Origin of the sequence: Geobacillus sp. FJAT-46040, assembly GCF_002335725.1 — a bacterium.
GTDB classification, from domain to species: domain Bacteria; phylum Bacillota; class Bacilli; order Bacillales; family Anoxybacillaceae; genus Geobacillus; species Geobacillus thermoleovorans.
The window spans coordinates 1,802,092-1,819,361 of record NZ_NISS01000001.1; the positions used below are offsets into that span (position 1 = coordinate 1,802,092).

General features: G+C 55.6%; 17 protein-coding genes. All 17 read right to left on the bottom strand.

Going from position 1 to position 17,270, the window contains the following annotated elements; translation table 11 throughout:
* Positions 1 to 83 precede the first annotated feature (83 nt).
* Entirely contained in the window at positions 84 to 818 is a 735-nt protein-coding gene (trmD, locus tag CD000_RS09495) for a tRNA (guanosine(37)-N1)-methyltransferase TrmD (RefSeq protein WP_011230701.1), read from the bottom strand.
* Positions 818 to 1,336 (bottom strand): ribosome maturation factor RimM, encoded by a 519-nt coding sequence (rimM, locus tag CD000_RS09500; protein WP_015374399.1) that lies wholly within the window; start codon positions 1,334 to 1,336, stop codon positions 818 to 820. Before rimM ends, trmD begins: the two co-directional genes overlap by 1 nt.
* Before the next feature lie 15 nt (positions 1,337 to 1,351).
* Entirely contained in the window at positions 1,352 to 1,738 is a 387-nt protein-coding gene (locus CD000_RS09505) for a YlqD family protein (RefSeq protein WP_011230699.1), read from the bottom strand.
* Positions 1,739 to 1,826: 88 nt separating this feature from the next.
* Positions 1,827 to 2,063, bottom strand: coding sequence for a KH domain-containing protein (locus CD000_RS09510; RefSeq protein ID WP_011230698.1), 237 nt, complete (start codon positions 2,061 to 2,063; stop codon positions 1,827 to 1,829).
* A gap of 11 nt (positions 2,064 to 2,074) precedes the next feature.
* Positions 2,075 to 2,347 carry a 30S ribosomal protein S16 gene (gene rpsP / locus CD000_RS09515; protein ID WP_011230697.1) on the bottom strand — a complete coding sequence of 91 codons (273 nt, stop codon included), beginning with the start codon at positions 2,345 to 2,347 and terminating at the stop codon, positions 2,075 to 2,077.
* A gap of 94 nt (positions 2,348 to 2,441) precedes the next feature.
* Positions 2,442 to 3,782, bottom strand: coding sequence for a signal recognition particle protein (gene ffh / locus CD000_RS09520; RefSeq protein ID WP_011230696.1), 1,341 nt, complete (start codon positions 3,780 to 3,782; stop codon positions 2,442 to 2,444).
* Between the two features lie 17 nt (positions 3,783 to 3,799).
* A complete protein-coding gene (locus CD000_RS09525; RefSeq protein ID WP_013523384.1) occupies positions 3,800 to 4,132 on the bottom strand; it encodes a putative DNA-binding protein in 333 nt (110 codons plus the stop codon).
* Between the two features lie 172 nt (positions 4,133 to 4,304).
* Entirely contained in the window at positions 4,305 to 5,291 is a 987-nt protein-coding gene (gene ftsY / locus CD000_RS09530) for a signal recognition particle-docking protein FtsY (protein WP_013523383.1), read from the bottom strand.
* Between the two features lie 19 nt (positions 5,292 to 5,310).
* On the bottom strand, positions 5,311 to 8,874 hold the full coding sequence (smc, locus tag CD000_RS09535; RefSeq protein WP_096225533.1) for a chromosome segregation protein SMC: 3,564 nt from the start codon (positions 8,872 to 8,874) through the stop codon (positions 5,311 to 5,313).
* A 228-nt stretch (positions 8,875 to 9,102) separates the two neighbouring features.
* On the bottom strand, positions 9,103 to 9,843 hold the full coding sequence (gene rnc, locus CD000_RS09545) for a ribonuclease III (protein WP_011230692.1): 741 nt from the start codon (positions 9,841 to 9,843) through the stop codon (positions 9,103 to 9,105).
* Positions 9,844 to 10,022: 179 nt separating this feature from the next.
* Positions 10,023 to 10,256: an acyl carrier protein gene (locus CD000_RS09550; protein ID WP_011230691.1), complete on the bottom strand. Its 234-nt coding sequence runs from the start codon at positions 10,254 to 10,256 to the stop codon at positions 10,023 to 10,025.
* 61 nt (positions 10,257 to 10,317) lie between these two features.
* Positions 10,318 to 11,061: a 3-oxoacyl-[acyl-carrier-protein] reductase gene (fabG, locus tag CD000_RS09555; protein ID WP_011230690.1), complete on the bottom strand. Its 744-nt coding sequence runs from the start codon at positions 11,059 to 11,061 to the stop codon at positions 10,318 to 10,320.
* Between the two features lie 4 nt (positions 11,062 to 11,065).
* The gene (gene fabD / locus CD000_RS09560) at positions 11,066 to 12,007 is read right to left on the bottom strand and encodes an ACP S-malonyltransferase (RefSeq protein ID WP_011230689.1); all 942 of its coding nucleotides are present in this window, start codon (positions 12,005 to 12,007) and stop codon (positions 11,066 to 11,068) included.
* Positions 12,008 to 12,028: 21 nt separating this feature from the next.
* Entirely contained in the window at positions 12,029 to 13,012 is a 984-nt protein-coding gene (gene plsX / locus CD000_RS09565) for a phosphate acyltransferase PlsX (protein WP_096225534.1), read from the bottom strand.
* A gap of 381 nt (positions 13,013 to 13,393) precedes the next feature.
* A complete protein-coding gene (gene fapR / locus CD000_RS09575) occupies positions 13,394 to 13,996 on the bottom strand; it encodes a transcription factor FapR (protein WP_096225535.1) in 603 nt (200 codons plus the stop codon).
* A 299-nt stretch (positions 13,997 to 14,295) separates the two neighbouring features.
* Positions 14,296 to 16,344, bottom strand: coding sequence for an ATP-dependent DNA helicase RecG (recG, locus tag CD000_RS09580; RefSeq protein WP_096225536.1), 2,049 nt, complete (start codon positions 16,342 to 16,344; stop codon positions 14,296 to 14,298).
* The gene (sdaAA, locus tag CD000_RS09585; protein ID WP_011230685.1) at positions 16,341 to 17,225 is read right to left on the bottom strand and encodes an L-serine ammonia-lyase, iron-sulfur-dependent, subunit alpha; all 885 of its coding nucleotides are present in this window, start codon (positions 17,223 to 17,225) and stop codon (positions 16,341 to 16,343) included. Before sdaAA ends, recG begins: the two co-directional genes overlap by 4 nt.
* Between the last annotated feature and the right edge of the window lie 45 nt (positions 17,226 to 17,270).

Genomic DNA, 17,270 nt, shown 5'->3' on the forward strand with positions numbered 1-17,270 from the left:
GGAACATCGTTTTCCATCCTCAAGCCAATCGCTTAAGGTCACACAAAAGACATGATAGCATAAACTGTTGACTCAGGCAATAGCTATTCGCGCTCCTTTTCCCACTCTTTCAGCCATTGCTTTTGCTTGTCTGTAAGCGGATATTCATCGAGCAAGTCCGGACGGCGCAAAAACGTGCGCCGGAGCGATTCCTTCTCGCGCCACTCGGCGATGAGCTGATGGTTGCCAGAAAGCAGAATATCCGGCACTTTCATGCCGCGGAAATCGGCCGGTCTTGTGTATTGCGGATACTCAAGCAGCCCGGAGCTGAACGAGTCATCGACCGGCGACGCCTCATTGCCGAGCACCCCGGGGAGAAGACGGACGACGCTGTCGACAATGACCATGGCGCCGAGTTCCCCGCCTGTTAAAATATAGTCGCCGATCGAAATTTCATCGGTTGCTAAATATTGGCGGATGCGTTCGTCATACCCTTCGTAATGGCCGCAAATGAGCACCAAATGCGTTTCTTTCGCCAGCTCTTCCGCCTTTTTTTGCGTGTAGCGCTCGCCTTGCGGGCAAAGCAAAATGATGCGGGCGCCAGGCGATCCAGCCGTCACGTGTTCCACCGCGTCAAAAATCGGCTGCGGCTTGAGCACCATGCCGGCGCCGCCGCCATACGGATAATCGTCGACCGTTTTATGCTTGTTGTCGGCAAACTCGCGAAAATCAATAAGGCGGATGTCGACGGCCCCTTTTTCTTGCGCCTTCTTTAAAATCGACTCGCTCAACACCCCGGAAAACATGCCGGGAAACAACGTTAAAATATCGATCCGCATCACTCGAGCAGCCCTTCCATCGGCCGGATGATGATCGTTTTCCGATCCGGATCGACGTGCAAAACGACCTCGTCAATGTACGGAATGAGCGCTTCCGATCCGTCTTCGCGCCGGACGACCCAGACGTCGTTCGCCCCTGGAGTCAAAATTTCCTTTACCGCGCCGATGGTCTCCCCGCCTTCTGTCACGACAGTGCAGCCGATGATCTCATGGAAATAATATTCCCCTTCCGCGAGTTCGCCGAGCTGGCTTTCCGGCACCTTCAGCATCGCTCCCTTAAACCGTTCCACATCGTTGATGCTGTCATAGCCTTCAAACGACAACAAGTCAAACGATTTATGGACGCGGTGGCTTTTCACCGTGACTTCAATCGGTTCCGTGTCCCGTTCGCGGAAAATGTACAGCTTGTTTCCTTTTTTATACCGTTCTTCAGGAAAGTCGGTGCGCGAAATGACGCGCACTTCGCCGCGAATGCCGTGCGTATTGACAATTTTTCCGACATTAAACCATCGTTCCATCGCTTTCATCCCTTCTTAGCGAATCTCTTTGACGACGCCGTCTTCAATGATGATGGCGCGCGTTTTTGTCACCTCTTCCCAACGGTCGCCGACGTTCACCTCAACGAGCGCCTCGACTTCCCGCTCTTTCAATTCGCTCCCTAACGGTAGCATATGTAATTGTTCGAGCTGAAACTCAAGCAGTTTCATTTTCTCCATCCGCTCGTCGATCTCTTTGGCAAAATATTGTTTCACTAAAGCGGGCGGATAGTTTCCGCTTTTCTCCATTCGTTTCTGTTCAAAACGAAGCTGGTCGCACTCGCGCTCGAGCTGCTGCTTGCGCGCCAAAAACGCGGCGGCAAGCTCTTGTTTGCTCCGTTCGGTGACGATTTGCCGCACCTCAACCGTTTGAATGAGCTTCATCCTCTTCCCCCTTTTGACACGGAATGAACGGCACCCGGGTCATTTTTGCGCCCTTTGGCATCATATCAAAAAAGGGAGAGGAACATCCTCACCCTTTGTCTTTCACTTGCACAACAACCCGCTTTGGCGATCCGGCCGCGGCGGCGGCAACGACCGTGCGAATCGCCTGGATCGTCCGCCCTTGTTTGCCGATCACTTTGCCAGTGTCGTCTTCATGCACGGACAGCTCATAGATGACGGCCGTCTCTTCTTCGCGGCGCTCAACCGCCACCGCCTCCGGATGATCGACAAGCGCCTTGACGATCGTTTCAATGAGCGGCTTCATGTGCATCTCGCTTATTTGCCGTATTTCAAGTTATGGAACTTCTCTAAAATGCCTTGCTTCGACAGCAAGCTGCGCACCGTATCCGATGGTTTGGCGCCGTTTTGCAGCCATTTGAGCGCCAATTCCTCATCAATTTTCACTTGCGCCGGCTCAGCGACCGGATCGTACGTGCCGATCGTTTCGATAAAACGACCGTCGCGCGGCGAGCGCGAATCAGCTACCACGATGCGATAGAATGGTTTTTTCTTTGTTCCCATGCGTTTTAAACGAATTTTTACTGCCATAGTCAGTACGCACCTCCGTATAGAGTTCACACAAGATAGTATATTAACAATTCTTTTTCCGTTTGTAAAGGTTTTTCGCTTAACAGATCTTCATTTACATAAATGGAAAACGGAATCCTTTCTTTTTCCCTTTTGGCATATTCGTCATCATTTTCATCATTTTTTTCATCTCGTCAAATTGCTTCAAAAGCCGGTTTACTTCCTGCACCGTCGTGCCGCTTCCTTTGGCGATCCGCTTTTTGCGGCTAGCGTTGATGATTTCCGGATGCGTTTTCTCTTCTTTCGTCATCGAGCGGATGATCGCCTCAACGCGGGCGATTTGCTTTTCATCGACTTGGATGTTGGCGAGCCCTTTGATTTTGTTGGCGCCCGGCAGCATTTTAATCAGTTCGTCAAGCGGTCCGAGCTTGCGCACTTGGCCGAGCTGCTCCAAAAAGTCGTCAAGCGTGAAGGTGGCCGTGCGCATTTTTTGTTCGAGCTCCTTCGCCTTCTCTTCGTCGACGGCCGCCTGCGCTTTTTCGATGAGCGTCAGGACATCGCCCATGCCTAAAATGCGCGACGCCATTCGCTCCGGATGGAACGGCTCCAAAGCGTCAAGTTTTTCGCCCATCCCAGCAAACTTGATCGGCGCTCCGGTGACGGCGCGAATCGACAGCGCCGCCCCGCCGCGCGTGTCGCCGTCCAGCTTCGTCAAAATCACCCCGGTGATGCCGAGCTGCTCATGGAAGCTTTGTGCGACATTGACGGCATCTTGCCCGGTCATGGCGTCAACGACGAGGAAAATTTCATCCGGCTTGACCGCTTCTTTCATTTGCTTCAGTTCATCCATGAGCGCTTCATCAATGTGGAGGCGGCCGGCTGTGTCGATGAGCACGTAATCATAATGCTCTTCTTTCGCCCGCTCGAGCGCCTGTTTCGCGATTTCAACCGGATTGGCGTGCTCGCCTAACGAAAAGACAGGCATGTCGAGCTGCTTGCCAAGCGTCTCAAGCTGTTTGATCGCCGCCGGGCGGTAAACGTCGGCAGCCACCAGAAGCGGCTTCCGGTTATGCCGTTTGCGCAGCAAGTTGGCCAGCTTCCCGGTGGTCGTCGTTTTCCCGGCCCCTTGCAACCCGACCATCATCACAACGGTCGGCGGTTTCTTCGCGACAGCGATTTGGCTTTGCTCACCGCCCATTAACGCCGTCAGCTCTTCCTTGACGATTTTGATCACTTGCTGGCCCGGCGTTAAGCTTTTCATCACTTCCTGCCCGACAGCCCGCTCGCTCACCTGTCTGATGAAATCTTTGACGACTTTAAAGTTGACGTCAGCTTCCAAAAGCGCAAGGCGCACTTCGCGCATCATCTCTTTGACATCCGCTTCGGTGACTTTCCCTTTGCCGCGGATGCGGTTCATCACCTGCTGCAAACGTTCAGACAGTCCTTCAAACGCCATGGCGGCCACCCCCTTTTTTAATCAAGTTCGTCAAGCTCGCGGACTAGCGCCGCCAATTCGGCGTCAGCACCGTAGTGCCGGCTGATGTAGTCTTTCAGCCGCTCGATGATCTGCCGCCGCCGTTCATATTTTCGCAGCAGCCCGAGCTTCTCTTCATACTGCTCCAGCATCGCTTCTGTACGCCGGATGTTATCGTACACCGCCTGGCGGCTCACCTCATATTGTTCGGCAATTTCCCCGAGGGAGTAGTCGTCCAAGTAGTAAAGCGCCATATAGTTGCGCTGTTTCGGCGTCAACAGCGCTTGGTAAAAATCGTATAAATAGTTCATGCGCATCGTTTTTTCCAGCACCGGACTCTCCCTCCCTCATTGTTAAGTAAAATACCTTTACAAAAATGTAGTGTACCGTCTTTTCGGCAAGGTGTCAAGGGATGGAACGGACAAAGGGCTTATCGGTTACACTCCCGTGGACGTAACAACAAAGGGCGCTCCATTGTTTTGGGAGCACCCTCTGTTGGCTTGTTTATGATTCCAGCAAATCAGCAAACAATCCGTAGACGTACTGTTCTGGATCGAACACTTGCAAATCGTCCATCTTCTCGCCGAGGCCGACGAGTTTCACCGGGATGGCCATCTCGTTGCGAATGGCAAGCACGATGCCGCCTTTCGCCGTGCCGTCAAGCTTCGTCAACACGATGCCGGTCACATCGGTCGCTTCTTTAAACAGCTTGGCTTGGCTCATCGCGTTTTGCCCGGTCGTCGCATCCAACACAAGCAGTACTTCATGCGGAGCGCCCGGAATTTCGCGGCTGATGACGCGTTTCACTTTTTCGAGCTCTTTCATTAAATTCACTTTGTTTTGCAGCCGCCCGGCCGTGTCGCATAACAATACGTCAACGCCGCGCGCTTTCGCCGCTTGAATCGCATCATACATGACCGCCGCTGGATCGGAGCCGGCCGCCTGCTTAATGACGTCGACCCCAACGCGCTCGCCCCACGCTTCGAGCTGCTCGATCGCCCCGGCGCGGAACGTGTCGCCAGCTGCCAACAAGACGGATTTCCCTTCCGATTTCAGCTTATGGGCGAGCTTGCCGATCGTTGTCGTTTTGCCGACGCCGTTGACACCGACGAACAAAATGACCGTCAGCCCGCCTTCTTGTATATTCAAAGCGGAAAGTTCTTTGTCATCGGCGCCGGCGCGGTAAATGTCAACGAGCTTTTCGGCGATGACGTCGCGCATTTGCGCCGGGTCTTGAATGTTGCGGCGCTTCACTTCCATTTTCAGCTCATCGACAAGTTCCATGACGGTCGTGACGCCCACATCCGCGGCGATCAAAATTTCCTCAAGCTCTTCAAAAAACTCTTCATCCACTTTCCGATAACGGGCGATGAGGTCGTTCACTTTCCCGGCGAGCGAATTTCGCGTTTTTGACAGCCCTTCTTTAAACTTTTCGGTTACGGCATCCGCTTGCTTTGTCCATTTTTCTTTCCATTTTTGAAAAAAACCCATCCAAAGCGCCTCCTTTCCATTATGACCGCACGAGCTCCTTCGAATCTTCCAAACGGACAGAAACAAGCTTTGAGACGCCCGATTCTTGCATCGTGACGCCGTACAGCACGTCCGCTTCTTCCATCGTCCCTTTTCGATGGGTGATGACGATAAACTGCGTGTCGCGGCTGAACCGTTTTAAATATTGGGCATACCGCTGCACGTTCGCTTCATCAAGCGCCGCTTCGACTTCATCAAGGACGCAAAACGGCACCGGGCGCACCTTTAAAATCGAAAACAAGAGGGCGATCGCCGTCAGCGCCCGTTCGCCGCCGGAAAGCAAGCTTAAATGTTGCAGCTTTTTCCCCGGAGGCTGAGCGACGATGTCGATCCCAGTCTCAAGCAAGTCGTTCGGATCGGTCAGCCGCAAATCGGCGCGCCCGCCGCCGAACAGCTCGCCAAATACCTCGCCAAAATGGGCGCGGATTTGTTCAAACGTCGCGAAAAATCGTTTTTTCATTTCATCGTCCATTTCATCAATGACTTGGTGTAGCGTCGCCTTCGCCTCTTCCAAATCGGTTTTTTGCTCGCTTAAAAAGCGGTGCCGTTCGGAAACTCGTTCGTATTCATCGATCGCCCCCAAGTTGACGGTGCCGAGCTCCTCCATGGCGCGCTTGATCAGCTTCACCCGCTTGCGCGCCTCATCGGCGCCGATCTCAAGCGGGTACGCGGAGCGAGCCGCTTCAAACGACAGCCCATACTCTTCGCGCAGACGGACAAGCAAATTCTCAAGCTCCACATCAAGCCGGTTCAACTTTACTTCTTCGTCTTTCACGACATCGGCGAGCTGTTTATGCTGCCGCTTCGTCTCTTTCCATTCCTGTTCCAAATGTTCAAGACGGCGTTGGAAATCGAGCCGCTGTTCGCGACGGCTCGCGATCAGCTCCAATGTCTTTTGCTTGTCCTCAAGCTTTTGCTTTCGCAGCTGCTCAATCTCTTCCTCGTTCCATTCCGGCGCCTTTATTTCCGCATCCAAAGCGGCTCGTTCGCGCTCTGCTTCTTTGAGCCCACGGATCGTTTCGGCAAGCTCCGCTTCCCATTCTTCCACTTTCCGGCGTGCATGTTTCACGCGCTCTTTCGTTTCCGCCAAGGCGATTTTTTGCTCCGTGATCGCTGCCTGGAGCGCCTCTTTCGTCGTTTGCTCCGTCTGTTTTTGCGCCTGCAGCCGGCTGATGTCGTCATCGATCGCCTGCAGTTTCTCGGCAAGCTGCTCAAGCTGCCTGTCAATGGCGCCGAGGCGGCGGTTGAGCTCTGCCATTTCGCGCTCGTCGTTCGCCTTTTCTTCATCATACAGTGCGAGCCGCTCGTCGATCCGTTTTTTCTGCCATTCGAGCTCGCGTTGCTCGTCCTTTTGTCTTTGCAGGGCCTCCCGAAGCGCCGCAACCTCTTCTTGCAGCGCGTCCGCCTGCGCTTCCTGCTCCGCCAGCTCGTGTCGTTTTGCGGCAACAGCCCGCTCAAGCCGAGCGATCGTTTCATCCATTTCCTGCAGTTTGGCCAAAAGCGTCTCAAGCTCGCGGTTTCGACTTAGCAACGACGCGGTCTTTTTCGCCGCCCCGCCGCCGGTCATCGCCCCGCCAGGGCTGACGACATCACCGTCCAATGTCACGAGGCGATAGCGATAGTGAAGAAGCTTGGCCAGCTCATTCGCGCCTTTTAAATCGGCTGTCACGATGACATGGCCGAGCAAATGGGCGATCGCCGCCCTATAGGCGCGGTCGTATTCGACGAGCTCGCTTGCGATGCCGACAAACGCCGGATGGCGGTCAATCGCCGCCCGCTCCCGTTCTGAAAGCGCGCGCGCTTGGATGACGTCAAGCGGCAAAAACGTCGCGCGCCCGTAGCCGTTCGTTTTCAAATAGTGAATCGCTTGCCGCGCCGCCTGTTCGCTGTCAACGACGATATGCTGCATCGCCCCGCCGAGCGCCGTTTCAATCGCCGTCTCATAGCGGTCCGGCACGCGAATGAGCTCAACAATGGCGCCATGAATGCCGGGCAGAAGGTCGCGCGCCTTTAATACTTCTTTTACTCCTTGGACAAAACCGGAATAATCATGTTGCATCTCTTCCAACCATTGCTGGCGCGCTTTGGTTTGCTGCCGGTATTGGCGCGCCTGATGCAGCAACGCTTCATGCTGCTCGAGCTCCGTTTTTTGCGCTGCGAGCGCCGCGGCGAGAGCGGCTTGTCTGTTATGCGCTTCCGTCAGCGCCTGTTCGAGGCGGGTCTGCTCGGCCCATAAAGCCGCCCGCTTCTGCTCGAGCTGTTCACGTTCGGCGAGATGGCGGCGGTTCGCTTCATCGAGCGCCGTCCGTTTGGCATGCAGCTTGCCAAGCGCCTGCTCCACATGTGCGCGTTCGTTTTTCAACGCCGCCTGTTCATGAACAAGGTCGATGTAATCACCTTTTCGCCGCTCGATTTCTTCTTCAATGTCGGCTTCATGCGCCGAAAACAAAGCCTGTTTTTCTTTCAGCTCCCGCTCGAGCGCTGCGGCGCCCGCCTCAAGCCGGGCGAGTTCCTCCCGCTCGGCATGCAGCTGCTCCGTCAAGCGGCGCCGTTTCGCAGCCAGTGCAGCCGTTATGTCGTCCAGCTGCGCTTTTCGCCTCGCGGCATGCTTTTTTCTCTCTTTCAATACTTCTTTCCGCCCTTCGAGCTTCTCAAGCTCTTCGCTGGCTAAAAGAAGCACTTGCTGCAAACCGTCGATCGATTCGTCAATGGCGGTCATTTGATCGCGGAGCTGTTCGATTTGGGCTTCCATTTTCTGCAACGCCGCCGCCAGCGCCACTTCGTCCCGCTGGTGCCCATCAAGCGCTTCCTTCAACTCATTCCATTGCCCGCGCAGCTGCTCGATGTCGTGAACCATCAGCGCCACTTCAAATCGCTCGAGCTCTTCGCGTTTTTCCAAAAACTCTTTGGCGAGCGACGCCTGCATGCGGAGCGGCTCAAGCTGCTGTTCGAGCTCGTGCAAAATATCGTTGACGCGGTGCAAGTTGTCTTGCGTCTCCGCTAGCTTCGCCTCCGCCTTTTTTTTCCGCAGCTTGTACTTCAACACGCCGGCCGCTTCTTCAAAAATCGTGCGCCGCTCTTCCGGTTTGCTGCTTAAAATCTCTTCGACCCGGCCTTGGCCGATGATGGAAAACGCCTCCTTGCCGAGCCCGGAATCGAGAAACAAATCGACGATGTCTTTCAAACGGCACGGCTGGCGGTTGATGAAAAACTCGCTCTCCCCCGAGCGATAAACGCGCCGGGTCACGCTCACTTCCTGGTACTCAAGCGGCAAAAAGCCGTCTTCATTGTCGAGTGTGATCGTCACTTCAGCCACATTGAGCGGCTTGCGCGATTCGCTGCCGGCGAAGATGACGTCTTCCATTTTCGCCCCGCGCAACGATCTTGCTGATTGCTCACCGAGCACCCAACGGATCGCATCGGTAATGTTGCTTTTGCCGCTCCCGTTCGGACCGACGACCGCCGTCACACCAGGGACAAACTCGATCGATACACGGTCGGCGAACGATTTAAAGCCGATCACATCCAATCGTTTCAGGAACATGGTATGACGCCTCACCATCTTTCCACTGTGATCCACCACAAACACCCCGGAGCCCTTTTTGGAAACCGAGACGTTCGATCTTTTCATCCTACCATATGAGCTATCGAAAAAAACGCCTTTCTTCCCCCGCTCAAGGCGCGCATGTTCATCGAAACACCCATGAGCAGCGTTTGCTCTCCATCCCTTCGCACGTTCACAGAAAAAAGACTGACGTAACAGCGCCAGCCTTCACTGCTGATCGGCAGCCCGCAACGTTTCGAGCGCCATTTGCGCCGCATGTTGTTCGGCTTCCTTTTTCGAGCGGCCGACGCCGATGCCAAGCTCTTGGCCGTTTAACGCTACGCGGGCGACAAACTCCTTGTTGTGGGCCGGACCTTTTTCCTCCAAAATGGCGTATTCAAGCGTTCCGCTGCCGTCCCGCTGCACCAATTCCTGCAGCTGGCTTTTAAAATCCATCACATGAGAAAAAGCACCTTCATCAATTTTCGGAAACATCGTTTTCTCCAAAAAGCGGATGACCGCGTCCATTCCTTGATCCAAATACAAAGCGCCGATGAACGCCTCAAAGACGTCTGCCAAGAGCGCCGGACGCGTCCGCCCGCCGGTCAGCTCCTCGCCTTTGCCGAGCAAGACGAGCTCGCCGAACGACAGGGCGTTGGCAAATTTCACAAGCGACGGCTCGCAGACGATGGCCGCCCTCAGCTTCGTCAATTGCCCCTCGCTCATATGCGGGAACTTTTGAAATAAATATTGAGAAACGGTCAGCTCCAGCACGGCATCGCCTAAAAACTCAAGCCGTTCATTGTCTTCGTGAAGCCGCCGCCGATGCTCATTCACATACGATGAATGGGTGAACGCTTGAATCAACAGCTTTTCGTTTCGAAAGGTGATGCCGATTTTGTTTTGCAGCTCTTGAAACTTCGCCCGCCTCTTTTCATGGATGCGCTCTTTATCTTTTTGTTTTGACATAAAAATGCCCTCCGACTTCGTTCCAGAACAAAATGGCCGTGTCTTCTTCTATTATATCCGTTCTCCGGTCCGCTACGCGAGCGGGAATCGTGCGCTTTTTTCCGCAAGGCCCGCCGAGCATCCCTGAAAAAGCAGAGAAAGCCCCGTTCGAAGCAACGGGACTTTGCAAAAAAGCAGCATTACAGACGACTTTTTATGTAGTTCACAGCGTCTCCGACTGTGACGATTTTTTCCGCCTCTTCATCGGAAATTTCCATGTTGAATTCATCTTCAAGTTCCATGACGAGTTCGACGATGTCGAGCGAGTCAGCGCCCAAGTCGTCCTTAAACGACGCTTCGAGCGTCACTTGCGATTCGTCAACCCCCAGCCGGTCAACGATGATTTTCGTTACACGTTCCAATACATCGGCCATTGCGTTCACCTCCCTTCATGATTATAGTCGATTGGCAGAAAAAATACTAGCGCTGTTTTTCTTACGGCATCACCATGCCGCCGTCAACATGAAGCGTCTGTCCAGTCATGTAGCTCGCGGCGTCGGAAGCGAGGAAAGCGACGACGCGGGCGACATCATCCGGCTCGCCAAAGCGGGCGAGCGGAATTTGCTTTAACATTTCCGCCTTCAGCTCCGGGCTGAGCGCTTCGGTCATATCGGTCGTAATGAATCCTGGTGCGACGGCGTTAACGGTGATGTTGCGGCTGGCGAATTCGCGCGCCGCCGTCTTCGTCAGCCCGATGACGCCGGCCTTGGCGGCGACATAGTTCGCCTGCCCCGGATTGCCGATCACGCCGACGACCGAAGCAATGTTGACGATCCGCCCATAGCGCTGCTTCATCATCGGGCGCGTTGCCGCCTTCGTACAAAGAAATACTCCTTTTAAGTTCGTGTTAATCACGGCATCCCATTCTTCTTCTTTCATCCGCATCAATAAATTGTCGCGTGTAATGCCGGCGTTGTTGACCAAAATATCGAGGCGGCCAAAATGGTCAATCGTCGTTTTCACCATGCGCTCAACATCCTCAGCGCGGGCGACGTCCGCCTGCACGGCGATCGCTTCGCGGCCGAGCGAGCGGATGGCCTCGACAACTTCATTCGCTTTCGCCTCGCTGCCGGCGTAATTGACGGCAACGTTCGCCCCTTGGCGGGCAAGCTCCAGAGCGACCGCCCGGCCAATGCCGCGCGACGCCCCGGTCACAAGAGCAATTTTTCCTTCGAGCATCGCTTTATTCCCCTTTCAGCGCCGCAACGGTCGCTTCGAAGGAAGCAAGATCGTTCACCGCATAAACGCGGGCGTTGCGGTCGATTTTTTTCACAAGGCCGGACAACACTTTTCCCGGACCGATTTCGACAAACGTGTCGACACCAAGCGAAAGAAGCGTGCGCACCGACTGCTCCCAACGCACCGGCGAGTACAGTTGTTCAATGAGAAGGCGGGCGATGTCCTCTTTTTTCGTCACCGGCTCAGCAGTCACATTGGCGACGACCGGAATGACGGCGTCACGAATCACCAAACTGTCAAGAACCGCTTTCAGTTTTTCTGCCGCCGGCTTCATGAGAGCGGAGTGGAACGGACCGCTCACCTCAAGCGGAATGACGCGTTTGGCGCCGCGTTCTTTCAAAAGCTGAGCCGCTTTTTCCACTCCGGCTTTCGAGCCGGAGATGACAATTTGCCCCGGGCAGTTGAAGTTGGCCGGCTCGACCGGATCGCCTTGGGCGGCGATTTCATTTGTCACTGCTTCAAGCGCATCAGCGTCCATCCCAAGCACCGCCGCCATCGTCCCTTCACCGGCCGGCACCGCTTCATCCATCAGCTCACCGCGGCGACGCACCGCGTAGACGGCATCGGCAAACGACATGGCGCCGGCGGCGACAAGCGCCGTATATTCGCCTAAGCTGTGGCCGGCAACATAGTCCGCTTTCAGCCCAGCGCCGTCGACAAGCTGGAGCAAGGCGATGCTGGCGGTCAAGAGCGCCGGCTGGGCGTTATATGTCAACGTCAGCTCTTCTTGCGGTCCGTTGAACATGAGCTTGGAAAGCGCGAATCCAAGCCGCTCGTCAGCCTCCGCGATGACGGCACGGGCGCGGTCGTCATGCTCGGCAGCGTCTTTCGCCATGCCGACCGTCTGCGATCCTTGGCCAGGAAATAAAAAGGCGATTTTCCCCATTTTTGATTCCTCCTTTACCGATTATGCCCGTTCCAGCTCCGCTCTGATCGTGCCGATGACATCATGAACCACCATCTCTCGCGCCTGGCGGATGGCGTGGAAGATGGCGTTCGCATCGGACGACCCGTGCGCTTTAATGACCGGAGCATTTAAGCCAAACAGCGCCGCGCCGCCATACTCCGAGTAGTCCATCATTTTTTTCAGCCCGGCGAGCTTTGGCTTGAGGACGGCGGCGGCCAGCTTCGCCGCGACGCCGCTTGTCAGCGTCTGCTTGAGCAAGGAAAAGAGCGCCATCGCCGTCCCTTCAATCGTTTTTAACGCAACATTGCCGGCAAAGCCGTCGGCGACAACAACATCAGCCACTCCTTGCAGCAGATCGCGCGCTTCGACATTGCCGATGAAATGAAGGTTCGTTTCCTTGAGCAAGGCAAACGCCCGTTTCGTTGTTTCGTTTCCTTTTTGGTCTTCCGTTCCGACGTTCAGCAAGCCGATGCGCGGTTTTTCGACGCCGCGCACGTTCTTTGCGTACACATGTCCCATCAAAGCGTATTGCTGCAAATGTTCCGGCTTTGCATCGACGTTGGCGCCGACATCCAGAAAGACAAAGCCGCGCCCATCCAACGTCGGCAGCGTCGGGGCGAGCGCCGGGCGGTCGATGCCGGCTGCCCGCCCGACGACAAACAGTCCGGCTGCCATGAGCGCCCCGGTATTGCCGGCGGAAATGCAGGCAGCGGCGCGCCCTTCTTTCACTTCTTCCGCCATGCGCACCATCGACGAGTTCTTTTTGCGCCGCACTGCCCGCACCGGCTCATCATCTGCTTCGATCACTTCGTCGGTGTGGATGATCGAAATGCGCTCTTCACCCGTCACATGCGGGCGAATTTTCTCTTCATCGCCAATCAGCGTAATCTCGATGTCAGGGAAATGGGCGGCGGCCATAAGCGCCCCGCGCACGATTTCGCCCGGGGCATGGTCTCCACCCATGGCATCAACCGCGATATTCATCCTATTTCGCGCAGGAGACTCCCACTTCAACGACCAAAGGGAGTAAGTGGGAGAGGAATGCGCGTTCCCCCCTTTCTTTTGTGTATGATATAATAAAGGCGTGGAGAAAACCGTTCAATAAAGGCACTCCAATCACGGCTACTCGATGTATGGCCTTGGTTACAGGAAACGTTGTAACCGTAAAACATCGAGCGTAGGTCCGTCTGTTGTGTGTGGAAGCCAAGTACTGCCAACAGACACACCGAGAGAATCGGTAACGATGCAGGCATGACCTGCGTCGTTGGGTAGTCGTCAACCTGCCCCCTGATGCAACCCCAAGTCAAGGAAGGAGGACGAAGTCCGTTTGCACTTCTGGGGAGTTGCAAGCCCCCACTTCAAGCGTTAGCTAAGTGGGGGTAGTTGACTGCTGTCCCCATCCTTTTTCTCTATGTTTGAACGATACATTTCAAACGTACCAGAAAAGACGAGCTCCTGGCCGACGTAGCTGTTCACCTCGACGATTGTGCGCCCGTGCGCCGTTTTTCCGGTCACTTTCGCTTTGGCTACGACCCGCTCCCCTTCTTTCACTTGGCGCACAAAACGAATGGTCGCTTTCGCTGTCAGCGCCAGTTCATCATGGATGACAGCGACGGCAAGCGAGTTGGCCTGAGCGAACAAATGATGGCCGCGGGCGATGCGGGTGCGCCGAAAGACGTGCTCCTCTTTCACATCGAAAATCGAAATGGCGCTCGCATCCGGCTCGATGTCAATAATGTCGCCGATCACTTCTTCAAGCGGCAACGCCCGCACTTTATCAGCGAACGACTGGCGGGCGACATTCTTGATGCGCTCACGCAGTTCGGGAATCGACAGCTCAAGCCGATCAAGGCGGATCGTCTGCACGCTGACCGAAAATTTTTCGGCGAGCTCTTCATCGGTGATAAACGGGTTTTCCCGGATCGTCTCCTGCAACAACCGTTGCCGTTCGCGTTTGCTTTTTCTCATCGATTCGTGACACCGTCCGATTTTATGACTAGGTACTAAAAGTAATATATAATATCACAAAACGAAATGCAAGCACAAAAAATGAACAGCGCCACATGCTGTCGGCCGTTGTGGATCCGACGCCCCCCTCGCCAAACGGCTTTCTGCTCCATCCTCGAGGCCCACAAACGAAATAGTGGGACAGGCATCTCCTGCCTCCTCCGTCCGAACAATAAAAATATAGGCTTTCACTGGCCAAAAAATCAATTACCATAAAAAACAGCGGAGCGCGAATGCGCCGGCGCCTCCTCCCCTGTCTATTAATCTAGCTTTTCCCCATCGAGTATGCCGGACGCTTCCAGCTCGGCGCGCAGCCCGGCGTACACCTCATCGCGCCAAAACGCGGCCGAGGAAACGAGCTTGGCGGCATCGCGGCGGGCGACTTCCAAAATGCGGTAATCATGCACTGGATCGCCGTAGCGGAATTCCGGGAGCCCGCTTTGTTTTGTACCGAAAAAATCGCCCGGACCGCGCAGCTCCAAATCTTTTTCGGCCAACACAAACCCATCGGCCGTTTCCGTCATGATGCGCATTCGTTCTTTGCCGACTTCCGATTTCGGGTCGGCGATCAAAATGCAGTACGACTGGGCGTCGCCGCGCCCGACCCGCCCGCGCAGCTGATGGAGCTGGGCGAGGCCAAACCGTTCGGCGTCGTAAATGACCATCACCGTCGCATTCGGTACATTCACGCCGACTTCAACGACCGTCGTCGAGACGAGCACATGGATGCGGTTTTCGCTGAACGCCCTCATGACGCGTTCTTTTTCGTCGGCCGACAGCCGGCCGTGCATCAAGCCGATCTCATATTTCCCGCGATAATAATGGACAAGCTGGCTATGGACATCGATGGCGTTTTGCACATCCAATTTGTCCGACTCCTCAATGAGCGGACAGATGACATACGCCTGATGACCACGGCGCAATTCCTTTTCGATAAAATCGAGCACGCGGGAGAACTGATGATGCTTCACCCAATACGTCTCGACTTTTTTTCGTCCGGCCGGCATTTCATCGAGCACCGATACGTCCATGTCGCCGAACGCCGTAATGGCGAGTGTGCGCGGAATCGGCGTCGCCGTCATCATCAATACATCCGGTGCATGCCCTTTCTCACGCAAAACGCGGCGCTGTTCGACGCCAAACCGGTGCTGCTCGTCCGTAATAACGAGGCCGAGCCGGCGAAACTGCACTCCTTCTTGAATCAAGGCGTGCGTGCCTACGACGATATCAATTGTTCCTTCTTCCAGTTCGGCAAGCACCGCTTTGCGCTGCTTTCCCTTCACTGAGCTTGTCAAGAGCGCGATCGTCACATCCGTATCGGCAAACAGCTCGGCGAGCGAGCGGGCGTGCTGTTCAGCCAGAATTTCCGTCGGCACCATCAGCGCTCCTTGAAATCCGGACAAAGCGGCGGCGTAAAGAGCGACAGCGGCAACGACCGTCTTGCCAGAACCGACGTCGCCTTGCAAAAGCCGGTTCATTTGCCGCGGCGAACGCATGTCCGCCAAAATTTCGCCGATGACACGGCGCTGGGCGTTCGTCAAGACAAACGGCAATCCGGAAAGAAAGGACGAAAGCCGCTCTTCAGAAAACGAATGAACGACGCCGCGCTGCTCATCGCGCATCAATCGACGGAGCGCCTGCATTTTCAGCTGGTACAACAAAAACTCCTCATAGATGAGCCGGCGCCGCGCCTGATGCAATTCTTCGCGCGTGCGCGGAAAATGAAGGGCGCGGAGCGCTTCTTGTTTGTCGACAAGGCGATAAGCGCGGCGCAAAGCGGGCGGCAACGGGTCGGGAATGTGCTCGCCAAACTGTTCGAACGCCGCTTTCATCAACCGGCGCATCGTTTTCACCGTCAGTGGGCTGCGCACGGAGTAAACCGGCTCGATGCCGGTGGTCTCCGGAGCCGGTCCGAACCGAAGCTCGTAGGCGTTGATCGTTTGCCGATGCCGGTCCCATTTGCCGATCACCGTCACCGTCTCGTTCAGGGCGATTTTTTCCTTCAAATAGGGACGGTTGAAACAAACGACGGTGATCAAGTAGCGATCGGCCAGCATGCGGAAGGAAAGGCGCGATTTTTTCTTTCCGTAATACGTCAACAGCGGGGCGCTGTATACTTTTCCTTCCACTGTCACTTTTTCTTCATGGCGGACGGCGGCCAAATCTTTTTGTTCGTAATCATCATAGCGGTACGGGGCGTACGCAAGCAGCTCACCGACCGTCGCGATGCCGATGTCGGCAAGCGCCGCCGCCGTCTCTTCCCCGATGCCTTTGACCGCCGTCACCGGCTGCTGCATCGCTTCGTTCACTTCGATGCCGCAGAAGCGCCGAAAATGCGGGCCGCAATGGCGCGGCCAGTCGGCGTCGCGGCCAACCCCCCTTGCGCCGTTTCTTTGAGCGCCACCGGCATGGCTGCACCGATGCGATACATCGCTTCAATCACTTCATCGCACGGGATGCGGCTTTTAATGCCGGCTAGCGCCATATCCGCAGCGATCATGGCGTTCGCCGCCCCCATCGCGTTCCGCTTGACGCACGGCACTTCGACCAGGCCAGCAACCGGGTCGCATACTAATCCCAACATATTTTTTAAGGCGATGGCCATCGCTTCGGCCGCTTGAGCAGGCGTCCCACCGGCCAGCTCAACCAGCGCCGCGGCGGCCATGCCGGCCGCCGACCCAACTTCGGCTTGACAGCCGCCGGCGGCGCCGGAAATCGAGGCGTTGTTGGCGACAATGTAGCCAAACGCCCCGGCTGTAAACAAAAACTCAATCATTTCCATTCTTGTCGGCCGCAGCTTCTCTTTCACGGCAAACAGCGTCCCCGGGACGACGCCGGCCGCCCCAGCCGTCGGCGTGGCGCAAATGACGCCCATCGCCGCGTTCACTTCGTTGGTCGCCATGGCTTTGCTGACGGCGTCTAAAATCGTCTCTCCGGACAAAAAACGGCCGCCCTCAATATAACGCTGCATCCGCACCGCATCTCCGCCCGTCAATCCGGAGCGGGACACAACCCCTTCGAGTCCCCTCTCGACGGCGCGCTCCATGACGGCTAGATGGTGATCCATTTGCGCGATCACCTCTTCCCGGCTTCGCCCGCTCACTTCCACTTCCTGACGAATCATCACTTCAGCGATTTTGATGCTGTCCTTTTCGGCCAACGCCACAAGTTCAGCCACATTGCGAAACATTTGATTCCCACCTGTCCTCTCTCCATCATGGCTTATCTTCTTTGA

What these genes read in the sequence shown, in the direction of transcription:
- trmD (WP_011230701.1), bottom strand. Translation starts at nt 818, where the DNA reads ATGCGGATCGATATTTTAACGTTGTTTCCCGGCATGTTTTCCGGGGTG.
- rimM (WP_015374399.1), bottom strand. Translation starts at nt 1,336, where the DNA reads ATGGAACGATGGTTTAATGTCGGAAAAATTGTCAATACGCACGGCATT.
- CD000_RS09505 (WP_011230699.1), bottom strand. Translation starts at nt 1,738, where the DNA reads ATGAAGCTCATTCAAACGGTTGAGGTGCGGCAAATCGTCACCGAACGG.
- CD000_RS09510 (WP_011230698.1), bottom strand. Translation starts at nt 2,063, where the DNA reads ATGAAGCCGCTCATTGAAACGATCGTCAAGGCGCTTGTCGATCATCCG.
- rpsP (WP_011230697.1), bottom strand. Translation starts at nt 2,347, where the DNA reads ATGGCAGTAAAAATTCGTTTAAAACGCATGGGAACAAAGAAAAAACCA.
- ffh (WP_011230696.1), bottom strand. Translation starts at nt 3,782, where the DNA reads ATGGCGTTTGAAGGACTGTCTGAACGTTTGCAGCAGGTGATGAACCGC.
- ftsY (WP_013523383.1), bottom strand. Translation starts at nt 5,291, where the DNA reads ATGGGTTTTTTTCAAAAATGGAAAGAAAAATGGACAAAGCAAGCGGAT.
- smc (WP_096225533.1), bottom strand. Translation starts at nt 8,874, where the DNA reads ATGTTCCTGAAACGATTGGATGTGATCGGCTTTAAATCGTTCGCCGAC.
- rnc (WP_011230692.1), bottom strand. Translation starts at nt 9,843, where the DNA reads ATGTCAAAACAAAAAGATAAAGAGCGCATCCATGAAAAGAGGCGGGCG.
- CD000_RS09550 (WP_011230691.1), bottom strand. Translation starts at nt 10,256, where the DNA reads ATGGCCGATGTATTGGAACGTGTAACGAAAATCATCGTTGACCGGCTG.
- fabG (WP_011230690.1), bottom strand. Translation starts at nt 11,061, where the DNA reads ATGCTCGAAGGAAAAATTGCTCTTGTGACCGGGGCGTCGCGCGGCATT.
- fabD (WP_011230689.1), bottom strand. Translation starts at nt 12,007, where the DNA reads ATGGGGAAAATCGCCTTTTTATTTCCTGGCCAAGGATCGCAGACGGTC.
- plsX (WP_096225534.1), bottom strand. Translation starts at nt 13,012, where the DNA reads ATGAATATCGCGGTTGATGCCATGGGTGGAGACCATGCCCCGGGCGAA.
- fapR (WP_096225535.1), bottom strand. Translation starts at nt 13,996, where the DNA reads ATGAGAAAAAGCAAACGCGAACGGCAACGGTTGTTGCAGGAGACGATC.
- sdaAA (WP_011230685.1), bottom strand. Translation starts at nt 17,225, where the DNA reads ATGTTTCGCAATGTGGCTGAACTTGTGGCGTTGGCCGAAAAGGACAGC.